The organism is Cellulophaga baltica (genome assembly GCF_900102165.1).
GTDB classification, from domain to species: domain Bacteria; phylum Bacteroidota; class Bacteroidia; order Flavobacteriales; family Flavobacteriaceae; genus Cellulophaga; species Cellulophaga baltica.
In genome coordinates, this window is the sequence record NZ_FNBD01000015.1 from 26047 (window position 1) to 44996 (window position 18950).

16 protein-coding genes and 2 tRNA genes are annotated in these 18950 nt (G+C 34.7%); 6 read left to right on the forward strand and 12 right to left on the reverse strand.

Annotated elements, in window-relative coordinates:
- The first annotated feature begins 20 nt into the window (after window positions 1-20).
- On the forward strand, window positions 21-1370 hold the full coding sequence (locus BLQ19_RS18625; RefSeq protein ID WP_074539339.1) for a DUF4374 domain-containing protein: 1350 nt from the start codon (window positions 21-23) through the stop codon (window positions 1368-1370).
- A gap of 149 nt (window positions 1371-1519) precedes the next feature.
- Here the strand turns inward: BLQ19_RS18625 and BLQ19_RS18630 are convergent, their stop codons facing one another.
- The 8 genes from BLQ19_RS18630 to tgt form a co-directional block, all read right to left on the reverse strand.
- Window positions 1520-2104, reverse strand: coding sequence for a CHAP domain-containing protein (locus BLQ19_RS18630; protein WP_074539340.1), 585 nt, complete (start codon window positions 2102-2104; stop codon window positions 1520-1522).
- Window positions 2105-2121: 17 nt separating this feature from the next.
- Window positions 2122-3384 carry an asparagine synthetase B gene (locus BLQ19_RS18635; protein WP_074539341.1) on the reverse strand — a complete coding sequence of 421 codons (1263 nt, stop codon included), beginning with the start codon at window positions 3382-3384 and terminating at the stop codon, window positions 2122-2124.
- Window positions 3385-3492: 108 nt separating this feature from the next.
- The gene (locus BLQ19_RS18640; protein WP_074539342.1) at window positions 3493-5148 is read right to left on the reverse strand and encodes an amidohydrolase; all 1656 of its coding nucleotides are present in this window, start codon (window positions 5146-5148) and stop codon (window positions 3493-3495) included.
- A gap of 19 nt (window positions 5149-5167) precedes the next feature.
- The gene (gene dnaB / locus BLQ19_RS18645; RefSeq protein WP_025615631.1) at window positions 5168-6721 is read right to left on the reverse strand and encodes a replicative DNA helicase; all 1554 of its coding nucleotides are present in this window, start codon (window positions 6719-6721) and stop codon (window positions 5168-5170) included.
- A 167-nt stretch (window positions 6722-6888) separates the two neighbouring features.
- Entirely contained in the window at window positions 6889-7842 is a 954-nt protein-coding gene (locus BLQ19_RS18650; protein WP_024481398.1) for an acetyl-CoA carboxylase carboxyltransferase subunit alpha, read from the reverse strand.
- Between the two features lie 58 nt (window positions 7843-7900).
- Window positions 7901-8794, reverse strand: coding sequence for a DMT family transporter (locus BLQ19_RS18655; protein WP_024481399.1), 894 nt, complete (start codon window positions 8792-8794; stop codon window positions 7901-7903).
- Between the two features lie 40 nt (window positions 8795-8834).
- A complete protein-coding gene (locus BLQ19_RS18660; protein ID WP_024481400.1) occupies window positions 8835-9914 on the reverse strand; it encodes an LptF/LptG family permease in 1080 nt (359 codons plus the stop codon).
- Between the two features lie 2 nt (window positions 9915-9916).
- Window positions 9917-11047, reverse strand: coding sequence for a tRNA guanosine(34) transglycosylase Tgt (gene tgt / locus BLQ19_RS18665; protein WP_029446835.1), 1131 nt, complete (start codon window positions 11045-11047; stop codon window positions 9917-9919).
- 239 nt (window positions 11048-11286) lie between these two features.
- Here tgt and BLQ19_RS18670 point away from each other — a divergent pair, with 239 nt between their 5' ends.
- Window positions 11287-11871, forward strand: coding sequence for an outer membrane beta-barrel protein (locus BLQ19_RS18670; RefSeq protein WP_024481402.1), 585 nt, complete (start codon window positions 11287-11289; stop codon window positions 11869-11871).
- 82 nt (window positions 11872-11953) lie between these two features.
- Here BLQ19_RS18670 and BLQ19_RS18675 read toward each other — a convergent pair whose 3' ends face one another.
- A complete protein-coding gene (locus BLQ19_RS18675; protein WP_024481403.1) occupies window positions 11954-12895 on the reverse strand; it encodes an FKBP-type peptidyl-prolyl cis-trans isomerase in 942 nt (313 codons plus the stop codon).
- A gap of 78 nt (window positions 12896-12973) precedes the next feature.
- On the opposite strand from BLQ19_RS18675, the gene BLQ19_RS18680 reads away from it, so the two are divergent.
- Entirely contained in the window at window positions 12974-13366 is a 393-nt protein-coding gene (locus tag BLQ19_RS18680) for an RNA-binding S4 domain-containing protein (RefSeq protein ID WP_024481404.1), read from the forward strand.
- Window positions 13367-13406: 40 nt separating this feature from the next.
- Complete coding sequence (locus tag BLQ19_RS18685) at window positions 13407-13904, forward strand: phosphoribosyltransferase family protein (protein ID WP_074539343.1); 498 nt, start codon at window positions 13407-13409, stop codon at window positions 13902-13904.
- On the opposite strand, the gene BLQ19_RS18690 is transcribed toward BLQ19_RS18685, so the two are convergent.
- Window positions 13896-14411 carry a shikimate kinase gene (locus BLQ19_RS18690; protein WP_024481406.1) on the reverse strand — a complete coding sequence of 172 codons (516 nt, stop codon included), beginning with the start codon at window positions 14409-14411 and terminating at the stop codon, window positions 13896-13898. The two genes, BLQ19_RS18685 and BLQ19_RS18690, sit on opposite strands and share 9 nt — an antisense overlap.
- A gap of 149 nt (window positions 14412-14560) precedes the next feature.
- On the opposite strand from BLQ19_RS18690, the gene BLQ19_RS18695 reads away from it, so the two are divergent.
- Window positions 14561-14633 (forward strand) — tRNA-Lys (locus BLQ19_RS18695).
- 177 nt (window positions 14634-14810) lie between these two features.
- A tRNA-Lys gene (locus BLQ19_RS18700) sits at window positions 14811-14883 on the forward strand.
- Window positions 14884-15053: 170 nt separating this feature from the next.
- On the opposite strand, the gene BLQ19_RS18705 is transcribed toward BLQ19_RS18700, so the two are convergent.
- Together BLQ19_RS18705 and BLQ19_RS18710 are read right to left on the reverse strand one after the other, a co-directional pair.
- Window positions 15054-16913: a glycoside hydrolase family 13 protein gene (locus BLQ19_RS18705; protein WP_074539344.1), complete on the reverse strand. Its 1860-nt coding sequence runs from the start codon at window positions 16911-16913 to the stop codon at window positions 15054-15056.
- A gap of 112 nt (window positions 16914-17025) precedes the next feature.
- Window positions 17026-18870 (reverse strand): helix-turn-helix domain-containing protein, encoded by a 1845-nt coding sequence (locus tag BLQ19_RS18710; RefSeq protein ID WP_083332293.1) that lies wholly within the window; start codon window positions 18868-18870, stop codon window positions 17026-17028.
- Window positions 18871-18950: the final 80 nt, after the last annotated feature.

Consider the following 18950-nt stretch of genomic DNA (forward strand, 5'->3'; position numbering starts at 1 on the left):
TCCTAAAAACAGACCCGAAAATGAAACATAATCTTTTAAATTTTAAAACTTTAGCTACAATTTTTTTAACCATTGGCTTCATGAGTTCTTGTAGTAATGATGACAACGCTATAGATCCAGAAACAGAAATAACCCCAGAGACTGGCGCTGAATCTAGATGGATTACAATTGCTGGAGCACGAATGGGTGATAATCCTGGAGACGGAAATGGAGGTACATTAATTTACTCCGTACGTAGTGAAGATGCTAAAGACCCAAATACATCCATCAATGTTTTTGATAACGGTTTTTTAGCTCCTTCCAACAGAACTGCTCGCTTACAATCATCTGAAGATGGGACCACTATATTTAACATAAGCTATGCTGGTGATACCGGTGGTAACTATACAAAATATAACGTAGAAGGTGGGCAGGTATTTACCGAAATAGGATCTCAGATAAGTATTGCTCCCTATGTTGGAACAGCGCCAAGATGGATTAAGTTATATGATGGCGATAAAACAGGAGCTGCTGTTTATGTTTCTACAGAAAATGAATTTGATGAAAATGAAAAATACACACGTACAAATGCAACTATTGGTGTAGTAACCCTAGATCTGGAAAATTCATTAATTAATGAATTTCAAGAACATAGTGTTGCTTTGAGTCCGGAAGAAGAGGCCTTAGGATACTTTATTTCAAGAATAGATATGCCTGTATTAAATGAGGCTGGAGATAAATTGTATATAGGGGCTCGCTTAAGTAAGTTAGACCCAGCTACTACTGAGAGTGATAGTGATTATGAAATTTTAGGTTCTAAAACTATTGTATTAGATTATCCTTCTTTATTAAACCCATCTGTAATTACATCTACTGTAGGATACGGAAACACCAATGGTTACCGAAGTATAAATGCCTTTCTTTATAATGGAAGTGTATACCAAGCAAACCAAAGTGATCCTCAAGGTTCTCACATTTTAAAAATTGATGCGGATAACCAATATGACGATTCTTATGTATTTAATTTAGATGATGCCTTAGGTATAGAAGGTGCTTACATTCTTGCTTGGAAACCTGCTGCCAATGGTAAAGCCGTGATTGCTTATCGTCATGATGGCTCTCAAGAAGGTGTTGCTGGTGCCCAAGGATTTTTTGCCCTAGCGGATTTAAATACCAAAACTGCCACAAAAATTGACGCTATTCCTTATGATGCTGATTTTTACTTATTTCAATACCAAGGTTTTGTAGTTGATGGTACGGATATTTATATAACACAAGCTCCAGTAGGTCAAAATGGAAACATTTACGTTGTAGATACCACAACTGGTGAAGTAACTAAAGGTGCCGAATTAGTCAATGCAGAAGGAAGTCACTTTATTGGTACTTTCTAAAGCAAGCCTAACTGCATAAAGATTAACCTTAGTTGATCTAAAACAGATACCAATAACAAGAACCCGCTATAAAAAAAGTCGTTTTTATAGCGGGTTCTTTGTGGCAAATGGTCTCAAATAGAAAAGAGTGTCTGCGGCTAAAAAGGCGTTTACTTACGCAACCAGCCCATTATACGGCTATGATCAATGAACCATTTATCTTCTTCCCAAATAAGATCATAGGTTTCTCTAGATTCTCCGAAAGGTCCAGGATTCTGCTGAATAATTTCAACCTCGCGCTCTGTAACCTTTGAAATAATAGCTACATGTCCGTATTTATTAAATAAGGTTCCGGAGTACACTACCAAATCATTTACTTTAGGTTTAGAACTACTTGGGTTTGTAAATTGATTTAGGTTACGCTTAATATTTAAGCCACCATCATCTAATGTTTTACTGAAAAAATCTTTTGCATTGCCATAACTATCAGGCATTTTATGATTCAACGCCTGGTAATAGTATCTTTTTACAAATTCTACACATTGGTATTTTAATCCTAAGTTATAGCCATCTTCGGTTACTTCACGGCCAGCTACATTTCCTACACCTCCATTATAATAAACCACTACGCCATTTAAATCGTCAATTTTTTGTCCAACTTCAAAGTTAGAGTTCAGGTTAATTTTCTTTGATACAAAAAATCCTACCGTAAATAAAATTAATATTCCCAGTATCAGTACACTTCGCTTTTTCAATGTCTTATGTGGTGTTTTTAAGTTTTTTGTTTTTTCTTCTTTGCTGCAGGAAACAATACATTATTTAATATAAGGCGATACCCTGGCGAGGACGGATGTAATTCCAATTCCGTTTTTGGGTCTCCAACTCTATGCTGATAATCTTCAGGATCATGCCCACCATAGAAGGTAAAAAAACCTTTCCCTTTGATACCATGAATGTACCGTGCTTCTCCATTTACTTTATTTTCCCCCAAAACCAACACGGTAGGTTTTATTTCTGAACGCTCAAAAGAAGTGGTTTGCCCCATAAATCCTTTTACCAAACTGGTATGGTTCTGGCAAAGCATTGTGGGTATTGGATCCCATTTGGCAGAAAAATCCATCAAAGAAAAATAATCACTCTCCTTTGTAATGGCTCTTTTAGTGGTCATATCTATAGATGAAAACTCATAGACTAACGGATTTCTTTCTAACGTAAAATTGTCAAAGGCAAATGTTTTTTCAAAATCTAATTTAGCCTGGTAGTTAGCATCTGAAGGATCACCATCAAACATAGCCTCACATATATCTACATCATCTGAAGCAGACAAAGCAATATCAAAACTATCGGTAGCAGAACACATGGCAAACATGAATCCGCCTCCAATCACATAATTTCTAATCTTTAGGGCCACAGCTCTTTTTTCTTCAGAAACTTTACGATACCCAAGTTTTGAAGCTAATGCTTCTGCATCTTTTTTGCTCTGTAGATACCAAGGTGCAGCTTTATAAGCCGCATAAAATTTCCCGTATTGCCCTGTAAAATCTTCATGGTGCAAATGCAACCAATCAAATAAAGCTAAGCCATCTTCTAGTACCTCTTCATCGTAAACCGTTTCATAGGGAATTTCAGCGTAGGTAAGTACCATAGTTACGGCATCATCCCATGGTAATGTTCCACTAGGAGTATATACCGCTATTTTTGGTGCTTTCTCTAATGTAACTGCTTCTTGATTTTTAGATGGACTGGATATATCTTCTAAAATTGCATTTGCTTCACTATCGGATATGACCTCAAAAGAAACACCACGAATTTGGCATTCTTTGCGGATAACCTCACCATCGGGTAATAAAAAAGAACCTCCTCTATAATTTAATAGCCATTGTACCTTTTGCTGCTTCGCCAGAATCCAATAGGTAATTCCGTACGCTTTCAAATGATCTTTCTGTGATTCTGCATCCATAGGAATTAGAATTGCAGAGGCAAAAATCTTGAAGGAGCATGTAAAAAAAAGAAGCGTCCAAAAGTATTTAGACATTATTTTTTGTTTTAAAATAGTGGTATAAAGATAAAGGAAAAAATTACGAAAATTGCTATTAAGCATATCGACCTAATAGCACAAAGTAGGAATAAATAATAGCATTACCTATTTTTTTATGTATGCCAATTTACCACCAACATAGGTTTGTAAAACCTCAATATTTTTAATAGTTCCTGGATTAACCTTGAGTAGATTATCACTTAACACCACAAAATCAGCTAGTTTACCCACTTCTAATGTTCCTTTCTCCTGCTCATCAAAAGAGGCAAAAGCGGCATTCTTTGTATAGGCATTCAAGGCTTGTAGTACCGTAATTTTCTCTTCAGGAATCCAACCTTCAGAATTTTCATGATCTAAAGTTCTTCTAGTGGTAGCGGCATAAATACCTAAAATAGGAGATGCAGGCGCAACAGGCCAATCACTACCAAAAGCTAAAGTTACCTTCTCCTCTAATAAAGATTTAAAAGCATAGGTTGTTTTGATACGTTCAGCACCGATTAATTCTTCTGCCCACCTACCATCATCTATAGCATGGTAAGGCTGTACGCTAACAACAATATCTAAAGATCCAAACTTAGAAATATCTTCCTTTAATAAATGCTGCGCGTGTTCTACTCTAAAACGTCTGTCTCTAGGACCATTCTCATTACTTACTGCTTCAAAAATTTCTAATAAAACATGATTGGCATCGTCTCCTATAGCATGGACCAAAACTTGTAATCCTTTTTCATCTGCTTTAGAAATCCATTTTTTCAAGTCGTTCTTATCATTTATAAAAAAGCCTCTATCACCAGCTTTGTCTGAATAATCTGCAACAAAAACTGAGGTATGAGAACCCAAAGAGCCATCCATAAAACCTTTTAATGCTCCCGTCTTTAACCACTTATCTGTATTCTTGAACGTATCATTACGTTTATCCCAATGATTTAAAGGGTTAATTGCATAGATTCTCACGGATAACTCATTAGCCTCTTTTAATTTTTTAGCAATAGGATAAGTACCAATACTATCTACATCGTGAACAGACGTTACACCATTAGACAACAAATAAGTCATCGCTGCTTTAAGTGCCTTTTCTTTTTGAGGAACCGTCATTGGGGGAATCTTAGCCAAAAGATAATTCATGGCATTATCTTTCAAAATACCGGTAGGAATTCCATGCGCATCTTTAACAATTTCGCCACCTTCTATAGCTGGAGTATGCTCATCTATGCCGGCAATTTTTAAGGCTAAAGAATTTGCCAAAACCATATGACCATCTAGTCTATATAGAACTACTGGGTTTTCTGAAGTAAATACATCAATCCATTCTTTTTTAGGCAATTCTCCTCCCCAAAGGGTATGATCCCAGTTGCCTTCTAAGACCCAAGCACCAGGCGCTAAAGTTTTGGTATAATCTGCGATACGTTTTACAAATTCTTGTTGGGTAGTTGCATCTCTAAGTTCTACACTCAATAAGGCGTTACCGCCCATCATTAAATGTACATGGGCATCAATAAAACCAGGCGTAATAAATTTACCTGCCATATCTTTTACTACTGTATGCTCTCCTTTATATTTTTGAAGGTCTGCTATAGTGCCTAAGGCTAGAATTGTGTCGGCTTTAATTGCCATTGCCTGCGCAGAAGATTGTGCACTATTACCCGTCCAAATAACAGCATTCTCTACTATTAAATCTGCTTTAGGTAGAGTACTCGTACAAGAGACACATGCCAAAAACAATCCTAATAGTGTACTAAATATCTTAAATTGTTTTGGCATATACTCCTCACTTTAAAATTTAAAATGGAACATCACTATCATCAAAATCTGGCGGTGTTTCATTCATAGAGCTACCAAAGGCTTGATCTGCATTTGGAAGGCTTTTTGTGGCAAATGGATTTTCTTCTCCATCATTCATTTTGGATTGAAACTCAAAAGGAGAATCAAAATCATCCAGGTTATCAAATTTACCTTGATTACCGATAAACTTCAAACGTATATTCTCTAAACCACCATTCCTGTGTTTAGCTACAATAAACTCCCCTTGACCTGCAGTCGGTGAACGTTCATCATCATCCCATTCATCAATCTTATAGTACTCTGGTCTATAAATAAACGATACAATATCCGCATCCTGTTCAATTGCTCCAGATTCCCTAAGGTCAGAAAGTAACGGTCGTTTAGTACCCCCTCTTGTTTCTACCGCACGCGAAAGCTGCGATAGTGCAATTACAGGTACACTTAATTCTTTTGCTAATGCTTTTAGGTTACGCGAAATAGTAGAGATCTCCTGTTCACGGTTACCACCACCCTTTTGGCTTCCCCCAGCAGTCATTAGTTGTAAGTAATCTATCATGATCATTCGGATACCATGTTGGGATGCCAAACGTCTTGCCTTTGCCCTTAAATCGAAGATAGAAAGCGACGGTGTATCATCTATAAACAAAGGTGCTTTTTCAAGCGTTTTTACTTTTACATTTAATTGCTCCCATTCATGCTTCTCTAATTTACCGGTACGTAATTTTTCTGATGACAAACCTGTCTCAGAAGAAATTAAACGAGTAATTAACTGTACAGAAGACATCTCCAGAGAGAAGAACGCTACAGGAATATTAGAATTAACAGCCATGTTTCTTGCCATAGACAAGGTCAAAGCCGTTTTACCCATACCTGGACGAGCTGCGATAATAATTAAATCACTTGGCTGCCATCCAGACGTTAACTTATCTACTTTATCAAAACCAGAAGGCACACCACTTAATCCTTCTTTATTGGCTATTTCTTCAATTCTTTTTTTCGCCTGAATAACAAGGTTCTGAGCTGTTTCTGCAGAACGTTTTAAATTCCCTTGGGTAACATCATATAATCTAGATTCTGCGGAATCTAATAAATCAAATACATCGGTACTCTCATCATATGCCTCTTTGATAATCTCATTAGAGATTTTAATAAGACTACGTTGAATATATTTTTGTAGAATAATACGGGCATGAAACTCAATATGCGCCGATGAAGCTACTTTTTGAGTTAATTTTATCAAGTAAAAATCACCACCAACAGATTCTAATTTACCATCTTTCTTCAATTGGGAAGAAACGGTTAATAAATCGACCGGTTCTGAGGTTTCAAACAACTTAAAGATAGCCTCATAAATAGATTTATGAGCTTCTTTGTAAAAAACATCTGGGTGCAGAATATCAATAACCTCATCAATACCCTTCTTATCTATCATCATTGCCCCAATCACAACTTCCTCTAAATCAACTGCTTGAGGCGGTATTTTTCCACGCTCTAAGCTAATTAAATTAGACTTATCTACTTTGTGACCTACTATCGGACTCGGTTTCTCCATAATTACGAAAGTATGTAATTAACCTTAGGTTAACTTTAAAATTGGATTTAGGATGTCAACAGTTCATTAACAATTTGCATGTTAATAAGTTACGTTTTTGTGTTGACAACAAAAAAAATCTGAAGAATTATTTCTTCAGATTTTAATATCGTAGGATAAAACAGGAATTAACCATTAAATACACCCATATTGGCGTACTTGTCCATCCTTTTATTTATTAAATCTTTTGGTGATAACTTTTTCAGATCTTCAAAATGTGTTAAAATTTTGTTTTTTACGATTTCAAAAGTTTTATCTCTATAACTGTGCGCGCCACCTACTGGTTCTCTTACGATTTCGTCGATTATTTTCAACTTCTTCATATCTGTAGCCGTTAGTTTTAACGCTTCTGCTGCAATTTCTTTGTATTCCCAGCTTCTCCATAGAATAGAGGAACAAGATTCTGGAGAGATTACAGAATACCATGTATTCTCTAACATCAATACTTTATCTCCTACACCTATACCTAAAGCACCACCTGAGGCACCTTCACCAATGATTACCACAATTATTGGCACTTTTAAACGTGTCATCTCAAGAATGTTACGCGCAATTGCTTCTCCTTGTCCACGTTCTTCTGCTTCAATACCAGGATAAGCACCTGGTGTATCTATAAAACATACTACAGGAACATTAAATTTCTCTGCAGATTTCATTAGACGTAACGCTTTACGGTAACCTTCTGGGTTAGCCATACCAAAATTACGGTATTGACGTGTTTTGGTATTATATCCTTTTTGTTGCCCAACAAACATAAAACTTTGATCGCCAATTTTACCAAGGCCACCAATCATTGCTTTATCATCTTTTACATTACGGTCTCCATGAAGTTCCAAAAAGGTCTCTCCGCAGATAGCGTTAATATAATCAAGTGTATACGGTCTGTTTGGATGTCTTGACAATTGTACACGTTGCCAAGCTGTTAGATTTTTATATATATCCTTACGGGTTTCAAGAAGTTTTTTCTCTATTTGCTTACAAGTCTCTGTAACATCTACATCACTCTCTTCACCAATAATCATGCACTTATCTAATTGTTCTTCTAGTTCTTTTATGGGAAGTTCAAAATCTAAATATTCCATGAGTATTTCCTGTTTAAATTATAATAGTTGACAAATATAAAACATTAAATAGGTATGCCTAACTCCTATTTCGTTTTTTTAATTTTCCTTTATTCTTTATTAAGCCGTTTGCTACTACTGTGCTTAAAATCAGTAATGCTCCAAAATAAAATAGCGGATTCATTTTCTCACTCTCTCCTAAAAACACAAAGGCTAGTAGAATTCCATATACAGGCTCTAAGTTTACGGTAAGCATTACGGTATAAGGCGTTAGCACTTTCATAACACGTACAGATGCTATAAATGCGTATGCGGTACATATAGAAGCTAAAATAAAAAGGTAGATCCAATCATTTTTAGAAACCTGAAAAAAGCTAGCGTCAAAATCGCCACGAACCGCTAAATAAACTGTAATAAATAGGACTCCTGCGCCAAGTTCATAAAAAGAGATAATACTGGGTCTGTGCGACTGGATGAGTTTACCATTTGCAATAGAAAAGATGGCGGCTAATAAGGCAGAGATTAAGGCTAAAATAATTCCTTCTACATATTGTGTTTCTACATTAAAAATGATATACAAGCCAATCACGACCACAATACCAAATACAATCTCATACCAGATCATCTTCCGTTTGTAAATAAAAGGCTCTATGATTGCCGTGAATAATGCCCCTGTTGATAAGGTGGCTAAGGCAATAGATACATTAGAGACTTTTATCGCCTTAAAAAATGTAAGCCAATGCAATGCTATCACTATCCCAACGACAGCCATTTTAGCCATTTGTTTTGGTGCAATTTTTAAAGAAAACTTATTTATAGCAATAAATACGGCTATAAGCACTACTGCGATTCCCATTCGATACCACACCAGCGGTAGAGCGTCTATCGTAATTAGCTTCCCGAGCACTGCGGTGAACCCCCAAATAAAAATAATAAAATGTAAATGAAGGTAATTTTTAAGCCTATCTGTCATTAGAGTACCAGCGTAATAGAAAGGTGATTATTTTACGAAACTATCTTTTGGCTTTTTGCAATAAATAGAATGCTAAAAATCCAAATAAAACATTTGGCACAATTACGGCTAACAAAGGAGAAAAGCCCGATTGTTCTGCTAAGGTACCAAATACACGATCAAAAAATATATAAACAAAGGCCACCAAAATACCAAAAGCCAAGTTTACCCCCATACCTCCTCTACGTTTCTGAGAAGATACTGCTACTGCAATAAGGGTAAGGATAAAAGCGGTTACTGGTAGTGCCCAACGTTTATATTTTACTAAAATATACGTATTAATATTAGATGCCCCTTTATTTTTTTGCACCTCTATAAATTCATTTAATTCAAATAAATTTTTAGTCTCTGCCACATATGACACGGGCGTCAGATCATTTATTTTAAATGGAAATATGGTATCCAGTCTTCTTTTAGTTTCTAATATTTCTGTATCTCCCTTTAGGGTTCTTTTTACATAAGATGTTAACCTATAGGTAGAATCTGCCGGGATCCATCTAATATTAGCTGCAGATAATTTGTATTCTAATACATTATCATCACTAAAGTGCTCCATAGAAAAATTATAGCCTATATCTCTAGCAGGATCAAACCTACTTACATAGATAAAATCATTAGCATTTAATTGATTAAAAATATTCTCTGTGACCCGGTCTTGTTTTCCTTTCTTTAAGTATTTAAACTTAAACTCATTAAAGCCTTTACTAGCATTTGGCACAATGAACATCCCCATTAACAACATGAAAATAGCCACAATTACCGCGCCTATGATATAAGGCCTCAGAAAACGTCCGTAGGATATACCAGAACTTAGCATTGCCACAATCTCTGTATTACTTGCTAATTTTGAGGTAAAGAAAATTACCGAAAGAAAGAGAAAAATAGGCAATAACATACTCCCTATATAAATAGAAAAATTACCCAAATACATTAGTATTTCGTCTACTGGCGCATCGTTATCTTGCATTTTATTAAACTGCTCAGATAAGTGCACCATTATTCCAATAGGAATAAATAAAAGTAACATTACTGAAAATGTCACTAAATAACGTTTTAATATGTATCTATCTAAAATGGTCAAGGTTACAATCTTTTATCCATTTGTTTTACCATCTTGTTTTTCCACTCTGTAAAATCTCCAGCTAAGATATGCTTTCTTGCCTCACGAGTTAACCATAAATAAAATCCTAAATTATGAATGGTTGCAATTTGCTTTCCTAAATATTCGTTGGCCGCAAATAGATGACGTAGATATGCTTTAGAATATTCTGTATCTACAAAGGTTATGGCCATATCATCAATCGGAGAAAAATCATCCTCCCATTTTTTATTTTTGATATTTATAGTTCCATGCGCTGTAAAAAGCATTCCGTTTCTTGCATTACGCGTTGGCATTACGCAATCAAACATATCAATACCTAAAGCAATGTTCTCCAATATATTAATAGGAGTACCTACTCCCATTAAATATCTTGGCTTGTCTTCTGGCAAAATTTCACAAACCACCTCTGTCATTGCATACATTTCATCTGCCGGTTCCCCTACAGACAAACCTCCAATAGCATTTCCTTCTGCCCCTACTCCTGCAATATATTCTGCAGATTGACGTCTTAAATCTTTATAGGTAGATCCTTGAACGATTGGAAAGAATGATTGGCTATAATCATACTTATAAGGAAGCGTTTCTAAATGTTTAATACAACGTTCTAACCAACGGTGCGTCATATGCATTGAACGCTGTGCATACTTATAATCACAAGGGTAAGGTGTACACTCATCAAAAGCCATGATAATATCTGCTCCAATGATACGCTGAATTTCCATTACACTCTCCGGAGTAAAGGTATGATAAGAACCGTCTATATGCGATTTAAACTTAACGCCTTCTTCCTTAATTTTTCTATTTTCAGATAGGGAATAGACTTGGTACCCACCACTATCGGTTAGAATATTTCTATCCCAACCCATAAATTTATGAAGTCCACCAGCCTTTTCTAAAATTTGAGTTTTAGGACGTAAATATAAATGATAGGTATTCCCTAATATGATATCAGGATTAATTTCTTCTTTAAGCTCTTTCTGGTGCACTCCTTTTACAGAGGCAACCGTACCTACAGGCATAAAAATTGGCGTTTCAATTTTCCCATGATCAGTGATCATTTCTCCTGCTCTAGCTTTACTATGTGGGTCTGTATGCTTTAGTGTAAATTTCAAATCGTCTATTAAATTAGCGCAAATATAGTTAACTCATCAAGTAAATTACTTAAGAAAAAAATAAAGTTGAGATTATTGAACACAAAATCAGAATCTACTGAAATTAAGTATTTAAAAATTTAACAAGGTCTTATAATTTCAAAAACAATAAAGCCCCTTGCTTCTCGTTGAAAGTGATGAGAACAAACTTGAATTGGTATTATTATTGATACTATTCTTGTTTTTAAACTATAGAAAACATGAGGAAAACAATTTTAACAGCAGTATTGGCCTTAATAGGCGGTATTGCAATGGCACAAACAGAGCCTGGTTTTGGAATTAAAGCAGGGCTAAACTATGGCGCAAATGGCGATTATTTTGATTCTGCAGAAGATGCATACAAGAGTCCAGACGGCAATGTTGGATACCATGTGGGTATTTTTGGAAAATTTGGAGAGCAAATTTACTTTAGACCAGAATTAGTCTATACCAAGACAAAGTCTGATTATGAGAATAATAGTTTGGACATGTCTAAATTAGATGCACCACTATTAATAGGTTTCAATGTTATTGGCCCCTTGACCGTATTTGCAGGACCATCATTACAGTACATACTAGATACAGATTATGACGGCATTACCTTTGGTGATGTTAAGAATGATTTCACTGTAGGTCTTAACATAGGAGCTGGAGTTAATCTTGGTAAGTTGGGTATTGATTTACGCTACGAACGAGGTTTTTCTGAAAATGAAATAACTGCTATTAACAATAATAACCTATTAAGTGTAGATAGAATAGATACGAGACCAGATCAATTAATTCTGAGTTTATCTTTAAAGATCTAAGATTCCGAACAAATTAAAAACGCATAAAAAAACCTGAAAGCTACATGTAGTTTTCAGGTTTTTTAATTTAAGCTATTTATGCTTATTTGGTATCTGGATCTAAATGATCTGGAATACCGTCATTATCTGTATCTCTGAAAACAACTTCTCCATTCACAATATCTATCTCTTCACTGGTTGGTGTATTATCACCATCATCATCTGCATCTAGATAATTAGGAACAAACGTAAACACTTTTGCTTCATCTTCCTCATCGGTGTTGTCATTATTTAATCTACCATTTCCATCTACATCTTCTAAATAAGAAGGAATACCATCATTATCGTGATCGGCTTGATTGACTGTAAATAAATCAATTTTAAATACTATTGGAGAGTATGCTGGTATATTGGTTTGAGATGCTGCATAGTACCCTAGTGCTGAAGGCATAAAAATAGCTCCAATACCATAATCTTCAATTTTCACGGTACCATCTTCATTAACGCTTCCAGGTCCTCCACCTTTAAATTGTGTGATCCCTTGAGCAAAGCCTGTTACTAAAGAAGGCAAGCTAAACCATATTGGAGCTGCTGAAGAATCAAAAATAGTACCATCCAATAATTCTCCTTGATATCGTACAAAGGTAGAATCTGCAAATGTTGTTGCTGCACCAATTCCTTCTCTCGCCACTAAATAATATAATTTATGATCAATTTCTTCATCACTATCTGTAATTCCAACATTTTCAGACGTTACTTTAACCGTTTTAAATCCGAAACCTTCACTGTTTAATAGTGAAATCTTATCACTATTAACTCCTGATATCGTATCAAATACAATTTGATAATCAAAATCTTCTGCAGGATTTTCAAAATCTTCATAGTTGTAAAAGTGTGTCGAAAAATAGGCCTGAAGCGCAGACTCATCATCTACAATTGTTTCACTAAGGTCTGTTGGAGGAACAATTACAACATCATCATCTTTCTTACAAGAAATAAAAACTAAGGTAATTGCTAAAAAATAAAATATACTTTTGATATTCATCCATCTAATATTAAGTGCCGCAAGATACAATTTTCCCCTATTTTTGTAGAAAAGATTAAGAAAGAATTATAACTGATTATGCGTATAGATAAATACCTATGGTGTATTAGATATTTTAAAACCAGAAATATTGGTACAGAAGCCTGTAAAAAGGGTCATGTAAAACTAAATGGCGCTGCCGCAAAACCTTCTAAAGAGGTGCTGCCGATGGATAAAATAATTGTGCGCAAAAATCAGATCAACTACGAATTGACGGTTTTAGATGTTCCACCAAATAGAGTGGGCGCAAAACTGGTAGATCTATACCGTAAAGATACCACCCCTGCTTCTGCTTTTGAAAACAATGAGCTTTTACAATATTCCAAGGATTATTATAGAAAGAAAGGAATGGGGAGACCAACCAAAAAAGACAGAAGAGATATTGAGGACTATATAGATGATTCTTCTGAAACTAAAAATAATGAAGAATAAAGAAGCGTTTCTTTATCTTTGATATGAAAATTTAAACCGCATGCAACACCAGATTTTATCCCATAAAGAGATACAGTACAAAATTAATAGAATTGCTTATCAAATCTATGAAGCTAATGTAGATGAAAAAGAAATCATCATTGCAGGAATAGAAGGTGGTGGATTAAATTTTGCCAAAAAGATTGTAAAAGTTCTACAAGAGATTACTACTGCAGAAATAAAGATATGCAAAGTAAGCATGGATAAAAAAAATCCTTTACAGTCGGGAGTTACTACCGCTATAAAGGAAGAAGATTATGCTAATAAGTCTGTTGTCTTAGTAGATGACGTTTTAAATTCTGGTACCACTCTTATATACGGTGTCCATCATTTCTTGCGGGTACCTTTAAAACAATTAAAAACTGCGGTGCTAGTAAACAGAAACCATAAGAAGTATCCTGTTAAGGCAGATTATAAAGGAATATCTTTATCTACCTCTTTACATGAGCAAATACAAGTAGATTTTAAAACAAATAACGACCGCGTCTACCTACTTTAGGTTTTCTAAAATTTCATTTACGATATCTTCCGGTATTTTAGTATCGCAAACAATAGTGGTATTCGCTTGTAGGTAAAAGTTATTTCTTTCAAACAAATGCTTCCCTATAAATTCTGGTAAATCGTTTTCTGCGATGTTTTGAACCAAAGGTCTGCTTTCTTTTTCATTTATTAGCCGTTTTACGAGACTAGGAATTGATAATTTCAGGTAAAAATTATGTTTTGTATGCTTTTGAATTAATGCTAAATTATTCGCGTAACAAGGAGTTCCTCCACCTGTAGATAAAATAAATGATTTTTTTTCTTCCATTAATTCTTGGACATATTTATGCTCCATTTTCCTAAAAAAGATCTCTCCTCGGTCTTTAAAAATATCAGAAACACTTAGATTTAATTTAGATTCTATATACGCATCCAAGTCTATGAAATTGATATTCAATTTTTTAGAAAGTAATTTTCCTATGGTAGTTTTTCCACTTCCCATGTAACCTATAAGGACTATTTTCATTTTCTTATTTTGTGTAAAATTGAACCAAAATAAAGTGATTTCAAAAAAAAATAATTTTTTTTCAAAATAGGCTTGGATATGTGACTAAAGGTTGTATATTTGCACCCGCAAACAGGGAATATTTCTCTATAGCAAATTACTGAAATAATGACCTGGTAGCTCAGTTGGTAGAGCATCTCCCTTTTAAGGAGAGGGTCCTGGGTTCGAGCCCCAGCCCGGTCACAGAAAAGCCTTTTGAATCATAGATTCAAAAGGCTTTTTGCATATATAGCATCTTCCATATCGTTTAATATTTTTCTAAATATATTAGGCCATTTCTTGCTAGGATATGTAACTAAAGGTTGTATATTTGCACCCGCAAACAGGGAATATTTCTCTATAGCGAATCATTGAAATAATGACCTGGTAGCTCAGTTGGTAGAGCATCTCCCTTTTAAGGAGAGGGTCCTGGGTTCGAGCCCCAGCCCGGTCACAGAAAAGCCTTTTGAATCATAGATTCAAAAGGCTTTTTGCTTTTAAGATATTGAGCACTTTGCTTCTTTTAAAAAAATAGGCAGTTTAATTAATGAGTGCGTGCCTACAAAATAAGACTTAGCTGTTTACGTATTCCAAGAAGGTTTAATAGCTGCTAGCACATTTAAACTATTCTACTTCTATAATCATCGCATTTCTTGCCTTTACAGACAGCTTAGAAACTGCATTAATTCTAACATTGTTTAGAACCTCTCTACCTGATAAGGACTCTCCAAGTATTTCTCTATACGTTGTCAAATCTAATAGTACATCTTCGGTGTTTTTATTTAAAATCACCATAATTTTTTTCTGGTTGTTATATCTAAAAAACACATACACCTCTTCCTTATTTTTTGGAGCAAAATGCTTTAAAGATCCGCTATGAATAACTGTAGTGCTTTTACGCCAATTTAGAAGCTTCTTTACAAACTCTTGAGCATCTTTCTGCTTTAACGACATACCGTGCCCTGTAAAGGCATTTACTTTATCTTTTTGCCACCCCCCTGGAAAATCAGAACGTATAATTCCGTGATCATCTGAACCTGGATTGGTCTTTAAGATTTCGGTTCCATAATAGATTTGGGGAATACCGCGCGTAGTAGCAAGATACACCAACGCTAACTTATAAAGGTCGTAGTTTTCATTGAGCTGTGTATACATCCTACTCATGTCATGATTATCTGAAAAAATCATTAAATTATTTGGATTGGCATATACGTAGTCTTGTGCCAATGTTTCGTAAAGCTCTATCCAAGATGAAGCCCATGACTTTTCATTATTTAAGGAATTTACTAAAGCATTCTGTAAAGGAAAGTCCATAACACTTTTTAAGTGTGATTTATAACCATTGTAATTTTCCTTCCCTTCTTGCCAATAGGCCACTTGGTTGGGATTTGTAGACCATTCTTCTCCTACAATAGTAAACAAAGGATATTCTTTAGAAATTGCAGCTGACCAATCATTCATAAATTCCATATCCGGATAAGGATAAGTATCCATTCTTATACCCGATATTCCTGAGTATTCTATCCACCAAATTGCATTCTGAATTAAATAAGTTGCGAGTTCTGGATTTTTTTGATTTAAATCGGGCATAGTACGAACAAACCAACCATCGAAAAATATTTTCCTATCCTCCTCTGCTGCATACGGATCTAATATAATAGATTTCCGATGATTGGTTTCTGTATATTCTGGCCATTGGTTAATCCAATCTTGTGATGGCAAATCTTTCATCCACCAATGATTTAAACCAATATGGTTGGCCACCATATCCATTATGACAGTTAAGCCTTTTTCATTGGCTTTTTTCACCATACTCCGGTAAAGGTCTTTAGAACCAAATCTAGGATCTACCTTATAAAAATCGGTAATAGCATACCCATGATAACTATTTTTTGGCATCGCATTCTCTAGCATCGGAGTAATCCATAGCGAGGTAAATCCCATATCAGATATATAATCAAGGTGATTAATTATTCCTTGTACATCTCCTCCATGCCTGCCCCCTTTATCTTTTCTATTTACTTTATCTTCAAATCCATTTACATTATCATTGGAGGTATCTCCATTTACAAATCTATCCGGCGTTATCAAAAAGACCACATCTGCCGAAGAGAAACCGACAGTATTTTTATTAGTTCCCTCTCTGGGCAATAAGGGATAGGATAAATGTTTTGGCGCTTCTTTTTTACTATTCAACGTAATTGTTAAATTTCCGGGTGCAGTTTGAGGTGCAAGTGTCAAATTTAGAAACACATAATTATTATTCTGTACCCTCTTAACTTCCTTTAAAACTACCCCCTCATATTTTTCTAATCTAACTTCATAAGCGCCAATATTTTTACCATAAAGCATAATTTCAAGATCTTCAGAAGCCATGCCTACCCACCAGTTTGGGGGCTCCATACGCTCAACGAGCTGTTGCGAAAATAATGTTGGGGAAGTAGCCAGAAGAAATGCGGCTATAAAAAATAAAAAACGACACATAATAATTTTTTAAATAAATTAATAAAAGTGCCTCCAAATTATGCTATTATCAAAGTGTTTTCGCCCCAGTTTATAAACTGACCTCTATTAATCTAAGTAAAAGAATAAGAAACTATGCATTGAAATACTCCCGTGGCGTTTTTCCTGTAATTTTTTTAAACGACCTATTAAAGGATGATTTTGAATTAAAGCCTACATCTAAAGCTATACCTAAGAATGTATGATTTTTGTATCCTTCTTTATTTACTTTTTCAATAAACGTATTTACCCTATATTGATTTACAAAATCTCTAAAATTTTTATCGAATCCATCATTAATCGTTCTTGAAAGTAAGTGCACATTGGTCTGTAATTTCTGTGCGAGATCGGGAAGGCTAAGTGCAGGGTCTAAAAATGCTTTATCTACTTCCATAATATCGATAAGCTTCTCTTTTAGCTGAAGAAATTCATTATCATTACTAGTTGTTTTGGCAGCCTCTACCTTGACTTCATGAATTTTGAAAATAGCCGGCTGTTTAATTGCATAATACCCTAATAAAAAAACAGTTAATGAAAATAAAATCCAAATACTATCTACTAGAAATAAGGTTAAAGTACTTAAACTATTGGTCATAATATAGCTATAACCACCTACTATAAAAATTATAGTCCATAACACTAAACAGCCTCCTTTTAGCAGCATAATAGTATGCAAGTAATTTACATCTTGATCATAAGAATAAGTGTCTTCTATATTTTTTAAATAGTTCTTTATGACATTTTTTATTTTGAACCAGAACCAAATATTAAATAGTAATGCAATACCACCTATGGTAATGTAGATTTCTGATGGATAAAAACGAGAAACAGCTCTATCTATAAACAGGTGCAATGGCTCAATAAAAAATAGTAGATATACTATTACTTGAATAACAAATGGCACAAAGTACCACCACTGACTAAGCTCCCTAGGTTTTGAAGGTATTTTTAATAATTTTTTGATATAAATAAAAAATATCGGTGCATACAAGAAATACACCAAATCTTGAAATAATGAGAGCCGAGGATAGCTATTGTATATATCTCTATCATACAGGGACACTCGCGTAAGAAGTATAATCGCTATTAAAAATATCAAGCCACTTAAAACGCGATTAGCTTTCCGGTTATTATTTTCGTAAGAATTGATAATGAAAATTAGAAATATTCCTTGAATACCTGCAAGGATAAGTATGAGAGTATACGGATTAAACAATCCAGAAGATTGATCCTCCCAATACATAATCTTCTCTTCTAAAGGTTTATCAAAAGTTTCATTAGTAATTAATTGAAAACGATCATTTCTTGGTCTTCCATACGTCTTTCCTTCCACCGTATACCAATTACCACGTGTAAATTTATAGGTTAATCTTGGCCAATACACTGGAACATCAATTTCGTAAGAGCCATCTTCGACTTTGATTAATTTATAGCGTTTATCTCCTGGAACCCATCCATTAAAATTACCCGCAATGTAGATAGGAGCATCTGGGGGTGTAGATTTTGGTATTTCAGTTACTTTTACAGTAATCTTTTTTGCGCTAATAGCACGCCCTTCTTTATCTGCCCAACCCGTGATCTTTAAATGCAATGTATCTATAGGTTGAGAAAATGATATCTTTCTAGTTAGCACTGGCAACCCATCACTTTCTACCTCAGCAGTTTCCCAACTTCCACGAGTTACCAAAAACATGATAGTAGCATCCTCGAAAACTAGCGGTTTCGTATAATATTTTCCGTCTGAATTTTTCTCAAATTTATACCTGACATTTCCTGGCTCCCATTCATTAAAGCTCCCCGTGAGATAAAGTGTTGCATTAGTTGGAGTACTTGAGGCTACATGGTCTAGTACAAAGGTAGTTTGAGCATTCAAAAACAAGGAACAATTAAAGAATGATACTACTAAAAATATTTTGAAAAAACTTATCCTTCTAAACATGTATAAATTCTAATTCAATGACAACTTATGCGCAATCAACTTTGCATGCTACCTAATTTACAGAATGTATCATATGATTT

Excerpts from the sequence above, each read along its gene's own strand:
- BLQ19_RS18625 (WP_074539339.1), top strand. The coding sequence starts at position 21 with ATGAAACATAATCTTTTAAATTTTAAAACTTTAGCTACAATTTTTTTA.
- BLQ19_RS18635 (WP_074539341.1), bottom strand. The coding sequence starts at position 3,384 with ATGTCTAAATACTTTTGGACGCTTCTTTTTTTTACATGCTCCTTCAAG.
- BLQ19_RS18640 (WP_074539342.1), bottom strand. The coding sequence starts at position 5,148 with ATGCCAAAACAATTTAAGATATTTAGTACACTATTAGGATTGTTTTTG.
- dnaB (WP_025615631.1), bottom strand. The coding sequence starts at position 6,721 with ATGGAGAAACCGAGTCCGATAGTAGGTCACAAAGTAGATAAGTCTAAT.
- BLQ19_RS18650 (WP_024481398.1), bottom strand. The coding sequence starts at position 7,842 with ATGGAATATTTAGATTTTGAACTTCCCATAAAAGAACTAGAAGAACAA.
- BLQ19_RS18655 (WP_024481399.1), bottom strand. The coding sequence starts at position 8,794 with ATGACAGATAGGCTTAAAAATTACCTTCATTTACATTTTATTATTTTT.
- BLQ19_RS18670 (WP_024481402.1), top strand. The coding sequence starts at position 11,287 with ATGAGGAAAACAATTTTAACAGCAGTATTGGCCTTAATAGGCGGTATT.
- BLQ19_RS18675 (WP_024481403.1), bottom strand. The coding sequence starts at position 12,895 with ATGAATATCAAAAGTATATTTTATTTTTTAGCAATTACCTTAGTTTTT.
- BLQ19_RS18680 (WP_024481404.1), top strand. The coding sequence starts at position 12,974 with ATGCGTATAGATAAATACCTATGGTGTATTAGATATTTTAAAACCAGA.
- BLQ19_RS18685 (WP_074539343.1), top strand. The coding sequence starts at position 13,407 with ATGCAACACCAGATTTTATCCCATAAAGAGATACAGTACAAAATTAAT.
- BLQ19_RS18690 (WP_024481406.1), bottom strand. The coding sequence starts at position 14,411 with ATGAAAATAGTCCTTATAGGTTACATGGGAAGTGGAAAAACTACCATA.
- BLQ19_RS18705 (WP_074539344.1), bottom strand. The coding sequence starts at position 16,913 with ATGTGTCGTTTTTTATTTTTTATAGCCGCATTTCTTCTGGCTACTTCC.
- BLQ19_RS18710 (WP_083332293.1), bottom strand. The coding sequence starts at position 18,870 with ATGTTTAGAAGGATAAGTTTTTTCAAAATATTTTTAGTAGTATCATTC.